The sequence below is a fragment of the Anabaena catenula FACHB-362 genome, from assembly GCF_014698735.1.
In the GTDB taxonomy this organism is placed as follows: Bacteria; Cyanobacteriota; Cyanobacteriia; order Cyanobacteriales; family Nostocaceae; genus Anabaena; species Anabaena variabilis_A.
This window is the reverse complement of sequence record NZ_JACJTQ010000028.1, coordinates 1-14,739: the sequence shown is the minus strand read 5'-3', so window position 1 is coordinate 14,739 and position 14,739 is coordinate 1. Positions and strand designations below refer to the sequence as shown.

Annotated in this window: 16 protein-coding genes and 1 pseudogene; 11 read left to right on the top strand and 6 right to left on the bottom strand. The window is 39.1% G+C overall.

The features are described from left to right. Window positions 1-19: 19 nt before the first annotated feature. Window positions 20-357: pseudogene (locus H6G68_RS17395) on the top strand (element excision factor XisI family protein). Between the two features lie 11 nt (window positions 358-368). On the opposite strand, the gene H6G68_RS17390 reads toward H6G68_RS17395, so the two are convergent. From H6G68_RS17390 to H6G68_RS17380, 3 genes are all read right to left on the bottom strand, one after another. Further along, window positions 369-707 carry a hypothetical protein gene (locus H6G68_RS17390; RefSeq protein WP_190907768.1) on the bottom strand — a complete coding sequence of 113 codons (339 nt, stop codon included), beginning with the start codon at window positions 705-707 and terminating at the stop codon, window positions 369-371. Between the two features lie 174 nt (window positions 708-881). Then, on the bottom strand, window positions 882-1,376 hold the full coding sequence (gene msrB, locus H6G68_RS17385) for a peptide-methionine (R)-S-oxide reductase MsrB (RefSeq protein WP_190907767.1): 495 nt from the start codon (window positions 1,374-1,376) through the stop codon (window positions 882-884). 147 nt (window positions 1,377-1,523) lie between these two features. After that, entirely contained in the window at window positions 1,524-2,051 is a 528-nt protein-coding gene (locus tag H6G68_RS17380) for an MgtC/SapB family protein (protein WP_190907766.1), read from the bottom strand. Between the two features lie 579 nt (window positions 2,052-2,630). Here H6G68_RS17380 and H6G68_RS17375 point away from each other — a divergent pair. Beyond that, entirely contained in the window at window positions 2,631-3,404 is a 774-nt protein-coding gene (locus tag H6G68_RS17375) for a class II glutamine amidotransferase (protein WP_190907817.1), read from the top strand. Between the two features lie 17 nt (window positions 3,405-3,421). On the opposite strand, the gene H6G68_RS17370 is transcribed toward H6G68_RS17375, so the two are convergent. Further along, window positions 3,422-4,600 carry a response regulator gene (locus tag H6G68_RS17370; RefSeq protein WP_190907765.1) on the bottom strand — a complete coding sequence of 393 codons (1,179 nt, stop codon included), beginning with the start codon at window positions 4,598-4,600 and terminating at the stop codon, window positions 3,422-3,424. Window positions 4,601-5,075: 475 nt separating this feature from the next. After that, the gene (locus H6G68_RS17365) at window positions 5,076-6,179 is read right to left on the bottom strand and encodes a sulfate ABC transporter substrate-binding protein (protein WP_190907764.1); all 1,104 of its coding nucleotides are present in this window, start codon (window positions 6,177-6,179) and stop codon (window positions 5,076-5,078) included. 519 nt (window positions 6,180-6,698) lie between these two features. Between H6G68_RS17365 and H6G68_RS17360 the strand changes: the two genes are divergently transcribed. From H6G68_RS17360 to H6G68_RS17325, 8 genes are all read left to right on the top strand, one after another. Next, window positions 6,699-7,820 carry a sulfate ABC transporter substrate-binding protein gene (locus H6G68_RS17360; RefSeq protein ID WP_190907763.1) on the top strand — a complete coding sequence of 374 codons (1,122 nt, stop codon included), beginning with the start codon at window positions 6,699-6,701 and terminating at the stop codon, window positions 7,818-7,820. A 42-nt stretch (window positions 7,821-7,862) separates the two neighbouring features. Next, window positions 7,863-8,732 carry a sulfate ABC transporter permease subunit CysT gene (cysT, locus tag H6G68_RS17355; RefSeq protein ID WP_190719022.1) on the top strand — a complete coding sequence of 290 codons (870 nt, stop codon included), beginning with the start codon at window positions 7,863-7,865 and terminating at the stop codon, window positions 8,730-8,732. Beyond that, the gene (gene cysW, locus H6G68_RS17350) at window positions 8,719-9,558 is read left to right on the top strand and encodes a sulfate ABC transporter permease subunit CysW (RefSeq protein WP_190907762.1); all 840 of its coding nucleotides are present in this window, start codon (window positions 8,719-8,721) and stop codon (window positions 9,556-9,558) included. The genes cysT and cysW overlap by 14 nt, the downstream gene beginning before the upstream one ends. Window positions 9,559-9,670: 112 nt before the next feature. Continuing rightward, window positions 9,671-9,937 carry an NIL domain-containing protein gene (locus H6G68_RS17345; RefSeq protein WP_127051985.1) on the top strand — a complete coding sequence of 89 codons (267 nt, stop codon included), beginning with the start codon at window positions 9,671-9,673 and terminating at the stop codon, window positions 9,935-9,937. 325 nt (window positions 9,938-10,262) lie between these two features. Continuing rightward, window positions 10,263-11,042 carry a GTP-binding protein gene (locus tag H6G68_RS17340; RefSeq protein ID WP_190907761.1) on the top strand — a complete coding sequence of 260 codons (780 nt, stop codon included), beginning with the start codon at window positions 10,263-10,265 and terminating at the stop codon, window positions 11,040-11,042. Then, window positions 11,039-11,851 (top strand): metallophosphoesterase family protein, encoded by an 813-nt coding sequence (locus H6G68_RS17335; protein ID WP_190907760.1) that lies wholly within the window; start codon window positions 11,039-11,041, stop codon window positions 11,849-11,851. The genes H6G68_RS17340 and H6G68_RS17335 overlap by 4 nt, the downstream gene beginning before the upstream one ends. 233 nt (window positions 11,852-12,084) lie before the next feature. Continuing rightward, window positions 12,085-12,834, top strand: coding sequence for a metallophosphoesterase family protein (locus H6G68_RS17330; RefSeq protein ID WP_190907759.1), 750 nt, complete (start codon window positions 12,085-12,087; stop codon window positions 12,832-12,834). 166 nt (window positions 12,835-13,000) lie between these two features. Next, window positions 13,001-13,372, top strand: coding sequence for a hypothetical protein (locus H6G68_RS17325; RefSeq protein ID WP_190907758.1), 372 nt, complete (start codon window positions 13,001-13,003; stop codon window positions 13,370-13,372). Window positions 13,373-13,576: 204 nt separating this feature from the next. Here the strand turns inward: H6G68_RS17325 and psaK are convergent, their stop codons facing one another. Continuing rightward, on the bottom strand, window positions 13,577-13,837 hold the full coding sequence (gene psaK, locus H6G68_RS17320) for a photosystem I reaction center subunit PsaK (RefSeq protein WP_190907816.1): 261 nt from the start codon (window positions 13,835-13,837) through the stop codon (window positions 13,577-13,579). A gap of 285 nt (window positions 13,838-14,122) precedes the next feature. On the opposite strand from psaK, the gene H6G68_RS17315 reads away from it, so the two are divergent. Further along, a complete protein-coding gene (locus H6G68_RS17315; RefSeq protein WP_127051990.1) occupies window positions 14,123-14,557 on the top strand; it encodes a SufE family protein in 435 nt (144 codons plus the stop codon). Window positions 14,558-14,739: the final 182 nt, after the last annotated feature.

Below are 14,739 nucleotides of genomic sequence, written 5' to 3'. Positions count from 1 at the left end.
TCTCGTAACAATATGTTCTATGGCAAAGTTAGAAGATTATCGCCAATATATTCAGCAAATCCTGACGAAATACGCCAGTTATAAACCTGCTTATGGAGAAATTGAAGTAGAGACAATCTTCGATACACAAAGGGATCATGATTCAGATTGTCTATATTGGCTGGGAAAATAAATGTCGAGTATATGGCTGTTCTCTGCACCTCGACATTAAAAAAGAAAAAATCTGGATTCAATGGAATGGAAAATAAGTTGATATTGCTGAAGAATTAGTTCAACTTAATGTTCCCAAATAAGACATTGTTATCGGGTTTCATTCCCCTTAATACACGAAAATTTACCGATTATGCAGTAGGTTAAGCTAAAAACCTTTACAATTCAATTAACTTAAAGCCCCAAATTTTTAAAACAGTAGTTGCTATTTCTGGATCTACACCATCATAAGCCTCCCATTCCGAGTTCTTATCTTTAGGATGTCCATCACCTACATGACCTGCAACTTTTATCACTGGAACACCCACCATATAATCACGTTCCATCCCTTTGGGGAGAGCTAGTTGAATTCTGCGGCCTACGAACTTTGATGTACTAGTTTTAGCCACAGATTCACGAACTAAACAAATATCACCAGCAGTCCCCCAAGTAGTTTGGTAGATGTGGAGGAACGATATATAACTTTCTGGTTTGATGGCTCTTTTGAGAACTTGCATTATCTAATCCTTACTTATCGTTTTTGGTTCAACAATTTCATTAAAACCTCATCAGAAACAACTACAAGTTTCAATACTAGACACGGTTTCCATGACAATTTCCTCCCTATAATAAAATAAAACAAGGAGTTTAACCCCCTTGTTAAAATTTAAAAGTTGAGGCGTATTAGTAATCTAAGCAGGTGTAAACTGCAACGATACACCGTTCATACAGTAGCGCAGACCTGTTGGTTTGGGTCCATCATTGAACACATGGCCTAAATGTCCACCGCAGTTACTGCAATGTACTTCAACTCTAGTCATGAAAAATGACCGATCCGTAGTGGTTGCGATCGCACCCTCAATCGGTTTAAAAAAGCTCGGCCAGCCAGTACCACTGTCAAACTTGGTTTCTGAGGTAAACAAAGCCTGTCCACACCCTGCACAAACATAAGTACCTGGGGCATAATTTTTGTCTAAAGGGCTAGTGTGGGCGCGTTCTGTGCCATGTTTCCGCAACACCTGAAACTGTTCCGGCGTTAAAATTGATTTCCACTCGTTTTCAGGTTTCGTCACTGCAAACTCACTCTGAGAAGCTGCCATAGTTTCTGAACTCCAATTGATATAACGTGAAAAAAAGGCCGTACCAACTAGAACGGCACTAATTTGCAAAAAATGGCGTTTGTCCATATATCTATTATTTGCTATTTTTCTCTTCTAGAGCTAACCCACTTCAGCCAGACATTCACCTAGCATCCCCCATCGCCCTGAATTACTCCTGAGAGAATAATTAAAATTTGCTCAAAAATTTGCTCAAAAATTGCCGAAAAAAGAGCATCAATCGTCATCATCAACGATTGTTAACTCCTGAGTTGTTTCCTGATGACCCTGACGAATTAAAACCTTAAATAGACGATTTAACCGCTTCACCCCACTTAGGGTAATCAGAGTTAGAAGCGCTCCCAATAATCCCATTTGCCAAAGACCACAGCCAATGGCAGCCCCCAACCCAGCCGCAATCCATACAGAGGCAGCTGTAGTTAAACCCCGCACTTTTGGCACTTCATCTCTTCTGGGCGATTCTTGGAGTATCAATCCGGCTCCCAGAAATCCGACCCCAGTTGTTACACCCTGAATCGTCCGACTCAGTGCATTGGTAGCTGCATAGGGGCTTTCACCTTCAACCTGCAAAGGAATCATCACAAATAGGGCAGCACCCATACTCACTAACATGAATGTTCGCATACCTGCTGGTCTACCGCCTTTTTGACGGTTTAATCCAATAATACAACCCACCAAGAGCGCCAGCGTTAATCTGAATGCTATGTGTGGCAAATCATTGGCAGCTAGAAACATTGGATTCATCTCAACCTCCAGGAAATTTTGCGCCTATTGCCAGTAGGCTGGATGGCTACCCAAAGTTATGGGTGTAAATATAAATACCAAAAGTCTATAGGATTATAGTTGTTTATGTTTAGTTTAACAGTAGGTTAAGAATAAGTAAATTCATATAGGAATCCTAATTGATTTCTAATAGCTTGCGTGGCGTAGCCATAAAATATCTAAGTATTGTAGGGTGGGCATTGCCCACCAAAAACCGCATATTGTGGGCAATGCCCACCCTAGGTATATGTTCAAAAATCAAATAGTAACCCTATATAAGCCATACAACATTTATTTGGCGCAACCTCACATATGGCAGTCCTAAATGATTCATGAACACTTCTGTTCCCTATTCCCTGTTCCCTTGACTCACCGATAAGTTCTCAACTCCAGTAGGATTGCTATAGAATTGGTTGGTATAAAACCCTTTTCCCCTGCTCCCTGCCTTATAATCGCTAAGTGTGAAATACTTAAAGTAAAGCGATCGCATCAACATAGATCAGTTATTGTGAAGTATCTTTGTCCAGAGTTATTAATTTAAACATCAGAACTGCAACACTAATGTGCCAACTGCTGGGAATGAACTGCAATGTGCCAACGGATATTTGCTTTTCCTTTGAAGGTTTTTCTGCACGAGGAGGCAAAACCGATGAACATAGTGATGGTTGGGGCATTGCTTTTTTTGAAGGTAAAGGATGCCGGATGTTTCTTGATGCCAAACCCTCTATCGATTCTCCACTAGCAGAGTTAGTAAGGCGCTATCCCATCCACTCTACCCATGTGATTGCCCATATCCGCAAAGCTACTCAAGGTGAAGTCACCCTAGAAAACTGTCATCCTTTCCGTAGGGAACTGTGGGGAAGATATTGGGTATTTGCCCACAATGGTAACTTGCCAGATTTTCAAGTTGAAAGTAAAGGTATTTTTCAACCTGTAGGTGACACAGATAGCGAACAAGCATTTTGCTTGATGCTCAATACTTTACGAGAAAATTTTCCTCAAGGACAACCCCCGTTAGAAGAACTTTATCAAGTACTGCGTAAAATTACGGAAGAAATAGCATCACTAGGTGTTTTTAACTATCTACTATCAGATGGAAAACATTTCTTTACTCATTGCTCAACCAAACTCTGCTACATTATCCGACAAGCACCTTTTGCCGCTGCTCACTTGATTGATGAAGATATGACTGTCGATTTTAGTGAGTTGACAACACAGCGAGATCGCGTTGCTATCATCGCTACTACACCCCTTACAGATAACGAAGTTTGGACACCAATCCAACCAGGAGAACTATTAGTATTTCAGGACGGATTACCACTCAAATTTAAGTAATTCCTTGAGGACAATATCTAATCATATAATACCAACTCAGGTATATTTATCTCTGATGATTTAGTCTGTAAATACTGATGCATTATTTGCACTACGTTATCATTATAGACAGGTTTGTTAATAAAATCGTTTGCTCCAAACACCCTAGCCCTGAATCTATCAAAAACACCTTCACTACCCGTTAATATGATAATTGGCGTATTGGCAAAATAAGAACAGCGTCGTAATTGTTCGCAAATTTGATAACCACTACTAACGGGCATAATCAAATCTAAAAATATCAGGTTTGGTTGATGCTGAATTAAAATCGGTATCGCTTGTAATGGATCTTGAATGCCAAGAAATCTCATACCGTTAGATACAATAATGCTCTCTAATATTTTACACGCTAGAAGACTATCATCAATACAGGCAATAAGAGGTGAATTTTCTTGATTTAGTTGCTTATAGTTCAAGCTTTGTTGAATTTTTATTATTGATGATGGCAAATCAGGTACTTCTATAAGTTCGACAATTCCTTTCTCAATAAACAGCCGCAATGAATGAGTGACAGCTAAAACACTTTGCCGCATTTTTGCAGCTAAGTCCAATAGCGTATGTTGTCCATTTATTAACCTTTCAAAGTTTTTGTAGAAACTGTTACTTACTTGCTGTCTCAGTTTTTCAGGCTGCCGAATAACTGGGGATAAATGAGGTGAAATCCTTCTTAAACCCGCTTGCGACCAGTTATGCCAGGCATCTTGCATTGCCTTAATAAACATATTTGTACTGGTGGAAATCATCAGTGCTTTTAAGATTGTGTCTTGGTTGATTTCACAACTGAAGTCAGCAACATTTACCTGTTGAGCTAAATCAAATAGAATTTCCCCTATAGTATTGGTGACAAAATCATTAAATTGTTTCTGCTGGATCTGGCCTGTATGATATAAATTTTCTAGCAATAGATAATCCCAATACTCAATTAAAATATTCTCATCCCGTAGCTCGATTTTATCAATATCAATTTCTGGACAAATTAAATTCATATTTCTCAGCCAACGTCTACGAGGATGAACTCCTCCTGTTGCCCAAACTATCTGTCCTAGTTGATAATAAAAAGTCCATTTATTTCCCTGTATACCCTGAATATTTAGCTGTCCATTGTATTGTAATAGACTGCATTTTTTAAATTCTTGCAATAATGTATCCAAGTTCATGACTTTTTACTTAATTACAACCTAGTTATTTGTATCATTTCGTTGGATTAAATTAAGTATTCCCAAGGTTAAATTTTGTTTAAGAATAAGTTATTTTACTGCTAATCAATTTTTTAAACGATTGCGACATACAGAAAACTGCAAAACTGATACAGTCAGTGTTTCACAATCCAAAATCTAAAATGACATAATATTCTCTACTTTTCTACTTTTGTTGAGAATCTTATCGTTCAATATGCTTGGTGTTAGCGCCAAAAACCTTAAATTGCGTAGGTTGGGTAGTAGCTTGCTGCCCTGTAGGAGAGGAACAAAACCCCACAAAATTACGAAAATATTGAGTTATGCCTACGGCACGCTACGCGTGGGCGTTATCTGTGGGTTAGCACTACAGTATAGTTTTACCCAACCTACAATTACCCTTAAATCAACTGTATCACTTTATAATGTCAGTGTGTAAGTTCTCAAGTAGATAAATTTATCGCCGTCCACCTTGGATTTTGTCAAAAATAGCACCATCATTAAAGAACTTCTTCTGGACAGCATCCCAACCACCAAGACTTCCTACAGTGTAGAGTTGAGTAATTTTGGGGAATTTATTCTGTACTTCTTTAGCCACAGCGGCGTTAACTGGTCTAAAACCAACTTTAGCAAACTCACGCTGTGCTTCTGGAGTGAAAAGAAACTTAACGAAAGCTTCTGAAACCTCACGAGTTCCATGCTTATCAACGTTTTTATCCACAACGGCCACAGGGCCTTCTATAGAAATATTGACAGAAGGGACTTCGTAAGAAACATCTGTCTTTCCTTGTTGTGCAGCTAAGATGACTTCGTTTTCATAATTGAGTAATACATCCCCCTGACCTTTTTTGTAAAAAGCATCACTGGATTCTCGTGCGTCTTTGGGTAAAACAACTACATTTCTAAACACATCATTTACAAATTTTAAAGCCTGGGTTTCATTTCCCCCATTCTTAGTCACTGCACCCCACAAAGCCAAGAAATTCCATCTTGCACCACCAGAAGTTTTGGGATTAGCTGTGACAATTTTCACACCAGGTTTTCCCAAATCAGCCCAAGTTTTAATCTTTTTGGGATTACCAGCACGAGTTTCGAGTGCAACTACTGAACGGGTAATAATTGAACTATTCGGAGCGTCTTTCTCCCAACCTGGGTTAATCAATCCTGCTTGTTCAATTTTTTTGGTATCCAGTGCTAATGCTAGAGCTACCACATCTGCGGGTAAGCCATCAATCACAGCACGAGTTTGAGAGCCTGAACCACCATAGCTCTGCCTAATCACCACTTCTTGCCCTTTTTCCTTCTTCCATTTCGCCACAAAATTAGGAATGATTTTTTCATAAGCAGCTTTGGTGACTGCGTAACTAACTAAGGTAATTTCAACTTTTTTACCTTTTTGACTAATGAGTTGGGTTTTTTGGGCTGTACCTGCAAACACTGGCAGGATAGTGCTTATACCCAATCCTGCTGCTAAAAATAACGCTGAATAGGATTGGAAAGGTGTAAAGACTGGCTTTGTTGTTTGTAGGAATTGGGCAGTTTTTGAGAAATTATATGTCATGGATTTGCCTTGCATAAGGATAAATACAATCAACGGTTTTTTGGTCGAATTACCGTAGTTGCTGTCTAAAAAAGAGCGTATCAGATGCGACATAGAAAATCAATAGTTCTCACACTTAAAAACAACTATTCCCCAATCGGACATAGTGTGTATTGTTTATTACTGATAAATATGCGCCGTTTTTGATGCATGAATTATTTATAAATGATTCATATCAAAGAATTATGGGAATAAAATCTGTAATCTATTTTAGAATTTACACGTAGCAATTAACATTAAATAATACTTTGCGCTCAGTAGAATATCTATTTGTTGACAAAATAATTATGGTCATAAATTGATACTAGCTAATTTATGGTATTGTAATTTTTTATGAAACTGCTAAAATCCCCATATTACCTATCGCTAATGTGAGGTTTGATCTAGATTTCATCACCAGATACCTGCAATCGCGTATTAGCATAAAGTATATGTACTTTATTTCTATCAACTAACTGTAGTTTAACAGGAGCAAAAAAAATGAATTTATGGCAGCGTCTACTGAAACAATCGCAACTTAGGTTAAGACCAAATTCGCTCAAAGGCTTTGTATCACTCTTTTTAGTCGGGGGAATTTTGACTGTAGCACTTGCTTCTTGCTCTGGTGCGAATAATAGTAATACTACTACAACTACCACTGAAACTACTGCTGGTGAAAAGAAGCAGAATGTAGAACTAACCCTTGTCTCTTTTGCTGTCACCAAAGCTGCTCACGAAGCCATTATTCCTAAATTTGTGGAAAAATGGCAAAAAGAACATAACCAAACTGTCACCTTTAAACAAAGTTATGGTGGTTCTGGTTCTCAAACTCGCGCTGTAATTGATGGTTTAGAAGCAGATATTGTTCACTTGGCACTGGCTGGGGATACATCAAAAATTGAAAAAGCGGGATTAATTGAGCCAGGATGGGAAAAAGAAGTTCCCAACAATGCTATTGTTTCTAAGTCTGTAGCAGCTTTAGTCACTCGTGAAGGCAACCCGAAAGGTATCAAGACTTGGGCAGATTTAGCAAAAGATGATGTTAAACTGATTACCGCTGATCCCAAAACATCAGGAGTTGCGCGTTGGAATTTTCTTGCACTGTGGAACTCAGTCATTAAAACTGGTGGAGATGAAGCCAAAGCCACTGAGTTTGTGAGTAAGGTTTACAACAATGTTCCCATATTAACAAAAGATGCCCGTGAAGCTACAGATGCATTTTTCAAGCAAGGTCAGGGTGATGCTCTGATAAACTACGAAAATGAAATTGTATTAGCAGAACAAAAGGGTGAAAAAGTGACTGCGATTATCCCTGATGTGAATATTTCCATTGATAATCCCATTGCTGTTGTAGATAAGAATGTTGATAAACACGGTAATCGTGAAGTAGCAGAAGGTTTCGTTAAATTTCTCTTTACCCCAGAAGCACAACAGGAATTTGCCAAGGTAGGATTTCGTCCTGTAGATGATACTGTAGCTAAAACTAAGGAATTTGCAGATAAATATCCTCCAGTAAAAACTTTGGGTACAGTTGAGGAATTCGGTGGTTGGGATGCAGTTCAGAACAAGTTTTTTGCTGACGGGACAGTTTTTGACCAAATCCAAGCCAAAAAGAAGCGGTAATTGGTAATTTGTGAAAAATAACTATTGACTCAATTCTGAATTATGACTGTATCTTCTCCTGTGCAAGCTAACATTAAACCTTCTGTTTGGAAGGTATTCTTAGATAATGTGATTCACCTTCCTTGGACTTGGCGAATTACCATCGGATACCTATTTGTGATGTTGTTTGTTCCCATAACGGCCATGTTCCTCAAAGCCAGTACGGAACCTCCGGCTAAGTTTTGGGAAATCGCTACCAATGAGTTAGCATTGTCCACTTACAACGTTACTTTTGTCACTTCACTGTTTGCGGCGCTACTCAATGGTGTGTTTGGAACTTTGATTGCTTGGGTATTGGTACGTTATGATTTCCCTTTCAAACGGATAATTGATGCCACGGTAGATTTACCTTTTGCTTTACCAACATCTGTTGCTGGTTTAACTTTAGCAACTGTTTACAGCGATAATGGTTGGATTGGTTCACTGTTAGCACCACTGGGAATTAAGGTATCTTTTACCCGGTTGGGAGTTGGGGTAGCAATGATATTTATATCTCTGCCTTTTATCGTGCGGACTGTGCAACCTGTGCTTCAGGAAATGGAACATGAAATTGAAGAAGCAGCTTGGTGTCTGGGTGCGACTCAATGGCAGACTTTCTGGAAAGTAATTTTACCGCCTTTATTTCCGACAATTTTGACTGGTGTGGCTTTGGGTTTTTCCCGCGCAGTCGGGGAGTATGGTTCAACGGTAATTATTTCTTCCAATACCTCTTTTAAAGATTTGATTGCACCTGTGCTAATTTTCCAGCGCTTGGAACAGTATGACTATTCTGGTGCAACTGTTATTGGTGTGGTTTTACTAGCAATTTCTTTGGTGCTGTTACTGGCAATTAATTTCTTACAAGCTTGGGCTAGAAGATATGACAACAGATAAGAGAAATAGTCGCCAACAGCAAAGTTGGGTTCCAGGTGTTTTGATTGCGATCGCGATCGCTTATTTATTTCTAGTCCAATATATCCCAACGATCAACCTTTTTTTTGAAGCTTTCAAAAAAGGATTCAGTCCATTTCTATCTAACCTCACAAAACCGGAATTTCTCCATGCCGCTTGGCTAACTTTGTTACTGGCTTTAATTTCCTTGCCTGTAAATACAGTATTTGGTTTATGTGCGGCTTGGGCGATCGCTCGTCATAAATTTCCAGGACGCGCTATAGTTCTGAGTATAATTGACCTTCCCTTTTCTATTTCCCCTGTCGTAGCTGGTTTAATGATTGTGCTACTTTATGGAAGACAGGGCTGGTTTGGTCCTTGGCTTCAAGCACATAATATCCAGATTATCTTTGCATTTCCCGGCATGGTTCTAGCTACAGCATTCGTGAGTATGCCTTTTGTGGCCAGAGAAGTAATTCCCATCTTAGAAGAATATGGCAAAGATCAAGAAGAAGCAGCTAGAACCTTAGGTGCAAATGATTGGCAGACATTTTGGCGTGTCACCTTACCCAGTATCCGTTGGGGCTTACTCTATGGCTTAATTTTAACTAATGCCAGAGCAATGGGTGAATTTGGCGCTGTTTCAGTCGTATCTGGTAACATTGCCAATACAACTCAGAGTCTACCGTTATTTGTTGAAGACGCTTATAAACAGTATGAATCCGAAGCTGCTTTTTCTGCGGCTGTAATTTTGGCGCTTTTAGCAGTAGTAACTTTGGTGCTGAAGGAGATTCTGGAACGGAAAACCAAAATTAAAGAAGTTGAATAAGTCGTAATTGCAATGATTTAAATATCAATGGATTTCATAATTTTGTGCAGCCTTACATAAAATTGGCATTACTAGAAAAAATATCAAATTCCTTTCTTTGCAAGAGGTTTTTATGGCTAGTGAAAATGCACTTATCTATCAAAGAATTCGGGTGAGAATTCCTAAAGACTATCACCAAGAACCTGTAATTTCTCGTTTAGTGTCTGACTACGGACTGACTGTGAATATCAAAGTAGCAATTCTAGGACGTGATGCCATTGGTGATGGTTGGTTTGAGCTAGATTTACAAGGAACAAAAGCACAAATTCAAAACGGGTTAATCTATCTCCAAGAACTGGATTTAGAAGTTTGGGATGATAAAAAAATTAGTCATTGGTGATTACAGCAGTTTTCACTTATTTATACCACACTCTTCATTTCTCTGGAGTGACTCTGCGTCTGGAACGTGAGACAAAAAAATGTAGTTCATTTACCCGAAAATGGCTATAAAGCAATTGGTATCTGAATGAATCAAGCATTCAAACTACTTTTCCTCCCTCTGGCCTAAAAACCATGGGGTATTTTTTTATTTGGAAGTACCTAAGGTCTATTCCTCAAGTATCTCCATCGATCTTGGCATTTCTGGTAAAAATCTAGAACCAGTCGTGTAAACTTTAAAATACTTAAAATTTGGCAAAATACACAATAATGATTATCATTAAAATATGAATATACCAATCATCACAGTTGTTGCTGGACTTGCTGGCTGTGGGAAAACTACTTGGATTTGCCAAAAGTTGCAAAATAGCGCCTCCCTTGACAATGTAATTTATTATAGTCCTGGAAATGGCAAGGTTCCCATAGACCAAACGCGCATAGCTGCGGAATTCCCAGAAGTAAAAGTCTTTGGAGATGGTCAAGAAATCGAATTTTACACCCAGCTAGAAACCGCCAAACTAGCCTATATTGAACTGGGGTTTTATTTGGAATTAACGGCAATTCAGCAAATATTAAACGATGTACCCTACATTGCTATAGCCATTTTACCACCACACCTCAAAGATTCTGAATATCATAATTGGGCAGAAAAAATTATCAAAGGTGCAAATATTGATATCAGTATTTCCCCAAGTCAACTTTGGCGCGTTCCCAGCAGTGGTCAAGTTATTGACGAAGACAGTTTACATGACTTTTGGTATGAAATTACTCATCATGCTTATGGTCAAGTTACTCGTGCTAAAGGAATTTTTGATGTAGCTGATGGTCGGTCAATTTACGGTGATTTTGTTGCGGGTATCCCAGCAACCGATTTTCTGGAATTAGACTTACCACGTCATTTAGAAGGCAGACCACAGCGCTTTAGTGGTATAGAAGTATGGGGTAAAAATTTAGACGAGTTAGCAATTAAACAAACTTTGCAAGATTGTTATTTGTCAGATATCGGCATTAAACAATACCAAGAACAGGTCAAAGAGATTTTATCAGAAGGAGAAATAACTCAGTGAAAATAGCAGTAATGTCTTGTATTCATGGCAACTCAGAAGCTTTGGATGCCGTTTTATCAGATATAGATAACCAAAAAGCAGAAAAAATATTTTGTCTGGGAGATTTAGTCGGATATGGCCCCTATCCAAATGAGGTAGTGACACAAATTCGTGCTCTGGATATTCCTACTTGTTCTGGTTGTTGGGATGAAGATATTGTAGAAGGTTTAAATGCTTGTGATTGCAGTTATCCTTCTTTATTAGCTGAAAACAGGGGTAAAATAGCTCATGAATGGACAAATCAACAAATCAACCCCGAAAATAGAGAATTTCTAGCCCAATTACCCCATAGTTTGCGTGAGGAAAATTTAGCTTTTGTTCACGGTAGTCCTCACAGCAACCACGAATACTTGTTACCTGAACTTGACGCTTTTGCAGCCTTGGAGCGAGTACTTTCTACAGATGCAGATGTGCTTTTTTGTGGACATACTCATGTCCCTTATGTGCGTAATTTGGATGCAGGTAGTTTGCAAGTGCGTGTTCAAGGTGAAGGTACAGAAGCAAGGGAAATCAATTTTACAGCTAACTTGAAACGGATTATTAATGTCGGTTCTGTGGGAGAACCTCGACATGGAAGACCTAATGCAACTTATGTGATTTATGACACCGATAATCAAGATGTGAAGCTGCGGGAAGTTGCTTACAATTATCAAAAAACCTGTGCCGCAATTATTGAGAAGGGTTTACCTGCTATTTTTGCTTGGCGTTTGTCTCAAGGTTTGGAATATGCTGAAAGGGCTGATGATGCAACTCATGTTTGTACTAAGTAGGGCTTGAGACTTTTTGCAAAAGTTCACACATAGCAGGTGACAGGTGACAGGTGACAGGTGACAGGTGACAGGTGACAGAGTTGAAAGTCTTTTTGTGTCTAAGTTTTATCATTTGTTGATGTCCTACTCCCTTCCCACCAGAAGAATATAGATTACAGCACAGTGACTTTCGGGTAAATGAAACACATTTTTTGTCTCACGCAGAGGCGCAGAGGGCGCAGAGAAATAAGAAAATGACTAAATGGGCTATTTTGAGTGGAATTGAGGGTAATTTGGCGGCTTATGAGGCTGTAATGGCTGATGTTAAGCGTCTGCGAGATGTTGAGGCTTTATATATTTTGGGTGATTTGGTGGGGCCAAATCAAGATTCTGAGAAGTTGGTTGCAAGAGTTCGTAACCCAAAGCGCGGGGAGTTGGAACCGTTAGTTTGTAAGGGTTGGTGGGAAGAACAATGTTTTATTCTGCATGGTGTGGCTGGGACTGGGGAACCGACGGAGTTAATGGCTAAGTATGGAGGAGATACTGTTAAGTTACTTTGGGATTCGGTTTCTCGTCCGACTGTGCAATGGTTGCGAAATTTAGATTTTGGTTTTTTTGAACTTGATTGTTTATTAATTCACGGTTCAACGGTAGCAATTGATGAAGCACTAACGCCAGAAACGTCTCCTATCCAAATGCTTGACCGTTTGGGACGTATGCAAGCAAATAATTTATTCTGCGGTCGTTCTGGTTTGGCTTTTAGATATCAGCTAGAAGCCGGTTCTATTACTACAGGTGTGACAACTTTGGATAGTTCCCCTACTCCTGAAACTGTGGAAATTTCTCCGCGTCAAGTGATAGGTGTGGGTAATGTGGGCAGAAATCCTGGAGAAGCAATTTATACTGTTTATGATCCAGAGACCAATTTTGTAGAATTTAAAACTGTACGTTACGGAGTTGGAAAAGGTTTTCAGGTTTCAACTAAGGTAATTTCTGCTGGGTAATTTTTTGTTTTGTTTCCCAGCTAGAAGCCAAGATAGAAATCTGTATGGATGACATTGAATTAATTCAGATATTTTTAGCTAATTTGGATAAGATGGACTGATTAACAATCAACTGGTCTGAAAAGATGGTTGGTTTGTTTTCCTAGCCATAAACTTTTTTCCAGAAATGAACAGAAAATTTATCTTGGCCTTGCTTTCTAGTCCTGTCTTGTTTACGTCTATGCTATCTATGGTGATGATGGGTAGACCAGTTCATGCTAGTCAAACAGTTACCCCTGTTGGCACTCATCTTTCTTGTGTCCGTTCTCCCCACTCAGCAAATGTACGTCAGGTATGTATACAGGCGGATGATGTTACTCCTACGACGGTTAAACCAGATATGAAATTGGCGCAAGTTCAACCTGCTCAAAATCAGTCAGATGAACTAGAATTCACTGATGCAGAAAGTAATGAGGCGATTAAGTTGTTTGGCTGTGATTGCCTAGTTTGTCTCAATGCTGTGCGTCAGTTGCATGGTGTAGCACCTTTACCCGTGTAGTTTTAAAAACCGTATTTATGCATAATTGAACTTCATCAAAAAATACAGATGATAGGCAAATAACTGTGAATATCTGTTGTTGAGATGCTCCCGTCTCACAGGAGGCATAAGTCAAGGAGAAAAAGCCAGAAAACTTGATTTCTGGCTCTTAGCTGGAAAAATAAACAATAAATCGATTTAATACAAGCAAAATTGCACTCAAGCTTAGATTCTGCCGATGTTGTGGAGTCCTAAGATGATGCCTGCACCTAAAATATGACCAAAGGAGGTGGTTGCTAATACAGCAGGTAAACCAAAACCACCAAAGAAATTGGGTGCAGGTAGAGCAGGTTCTGCATTAGGATACTTGATTGTAAACTTGCCGATAGCGATCGCTAGAATGTTGGCGAGAATCATGATGATGCCAACAGTAGGACTCCATTCTAGGGTTGTGGGTACAGTAGCGAGTAAGCTAGAGGTCAACATCGGGTTTTCTCCTGAGATTATTGAATCATTGAGAATATAATCTTCAAAATTCATCGGAAAAATCAACAAAAAGCCGATTTTTGAAGCAATATTTAACAGTTGTTGCCAATACTTAATATAAACAATCACTTTACTGATGCCATTTGGTCATCAGCAATACAATTACCAGATAAATTGTCTTTTTTTGACTCAAAATACCATGAGCGATGGGTAAACTGAATACGGGCGATCGCTCTCCAGATAATTTAAACTCAAGATGAGACTGAATTATTTCCTGAATTTATTATGTCCTCAACTCTTGATTCCTTACCACCTGCTTTAGCTAAAATCGTCCAACGCTTCCAACGTGCTGCTGAACCAAAGCGACGTTACGAACAGTTAATTTGGTATGCTCAGAAATTGCCAGAATTTCCCGAAGCTGATAAATTACCCGAAAACAAAGTTCCTGGTTGCGTCTCACAGGTATATGTGACAGCATCATTGGATGATGGGAAAGTTGTTTTTCAGGGAGATTCTGATTCCCAGCTAACTAAGGGATTAGTAGCACTTTTGGTAGAAGGATTAAACGGACTCACACCCACACAAATCGTCCAATTAACTCCTGATTTTATTCAAGCTACTGGTTTAAATGTTAGCTTGACACCTTCCCGTGCTAACGGTTTTTACAACATTTTCAAAACCATGCAGAAAAAAGCTTTGGAATGTAAGTTAGAAAATTAGGGACGCGGGAGATTGAGAGACGCGGTGACACGGTGACACGGTGACGCGGAGATGGAGACAGAATAATTAATTACGAATGACCAATGACCAATGACCAATGACCAATGACCAATGACCAATGACCAATGACCAATGACCAATGACCAATGACCAATGACCAATGACCAATGACCAATGACCAA

What these genes read in the sequence shown, in the direction of transcription:
- H6G68_RS17390 (WP_190907768.1), bottom strand. Translation starts at nt 707, where the DNA reads ATGCAAGTTCTCAAAAGAGCCATCAAACCAGAAAGTTATATATCGTTC.
- msrB (WP_190907767.1), bottom strand. Translation starts at nt 1,376, where the DNA reads ATGGACAAACGCCATTTTTTGCAAATTAGTGCCGTTCTAGTTGGTACG.
- H6G68_RS17380 (WP_190907766.1), bottom strand. Translation starts at nt 2,051, where the DNA reads ATGAATCCAATGTTTCTAGCTGCCAATGATTTGCCACACATAGCATTC.
- H6G68_RS17375 (WP_190907817.1), top strand. Translation starts at nt 2,631, where the DNA reads ATGTGCCAACTGCTGGGAATGAACTGCAATGTGCCAACGGATATTTGC.
- H6G68_RS17370 (WP_190907765.1), bottom strand. Translation starts at nt 4,600, where the DNA reads ATGAACTTGGATACATTATTGCAAGAATTTAAAAAATGCAGTCTATTA.
- H6G68_RS17365 (WP_190907764.1), bottom strand. Translation starts at nt 6,179, where the DNA reads ATGACATATAATTTCTCAAAAACTGCCCAATTCCTACAAACAACAAAG.
- H6G68_RS17360 (WP_190907763.1), top strand. Translation starts at nt 6,699, where the DNA reads ATGAATTTATGGCAGCGTCTACTGAAACAATCGCAACTTAGGTTAAGA.
- cysT (WP_190719022.1), top strand. Translation starts at nt 7,863, where the DNA reads ATGACTGTATCTTCTCCTGTGCAAGCTAACATTAAACCTTCTGTTTGG.
- cysW (WP_190907762.1), top strand. Translation starts at nt 8,719, where the DNA reads ATGACAACAGATAAGAGAAATAGTCGCCAACAGCAAAGTTGGGTTCCA.
- H6G68_RS17345 (WP_127051985.1), top strand. Translation starts at nt 9,671, where the DNA reads ATGGCTAGTGAAAATGCACTTATCTATCAAAGAATTCGGGTGAGAATT.
- H6G68_RS17340 (WP_190907761.1), top strand. Translation starts at nt 10,263, where the DNA reads ATGAATATACCAATCATCACAGTTGTTGCTGGACTTGCTGGCTGTGGG.
- H6G68_RS17330 (WP_190907759.1), top strand. Translation starts at nt 12,085, where the DNA reads ATGACTAAATGGGCTATTTTGAGTGGAATTGAGGGTAATTTGGCGGCT.
- H6G68_RS17325 (WP_190907758.1), top strand. Translation starts at nt 13,001, where the DNA reads ATGAACAGAAAATTTATCTTGGCCTTGCTTTCTAGTCCTGTCTTGTTT.
- psaK (WP_190907816.1), bottom strand. Translation starts at nt 13,837, where the DNA reads ATGTTGACCTCTAGCTTACTCGCTACTGTACCCACAACCCTAGAATGG.
- H6G68_RS17315 (WP_127051990.1), top strand. Translation starts at nt 14,123, where the DNA reads ATGTCCTCAACTCTTGATTCCTTACCACCTGCTTTAGCTAAAATCGTC.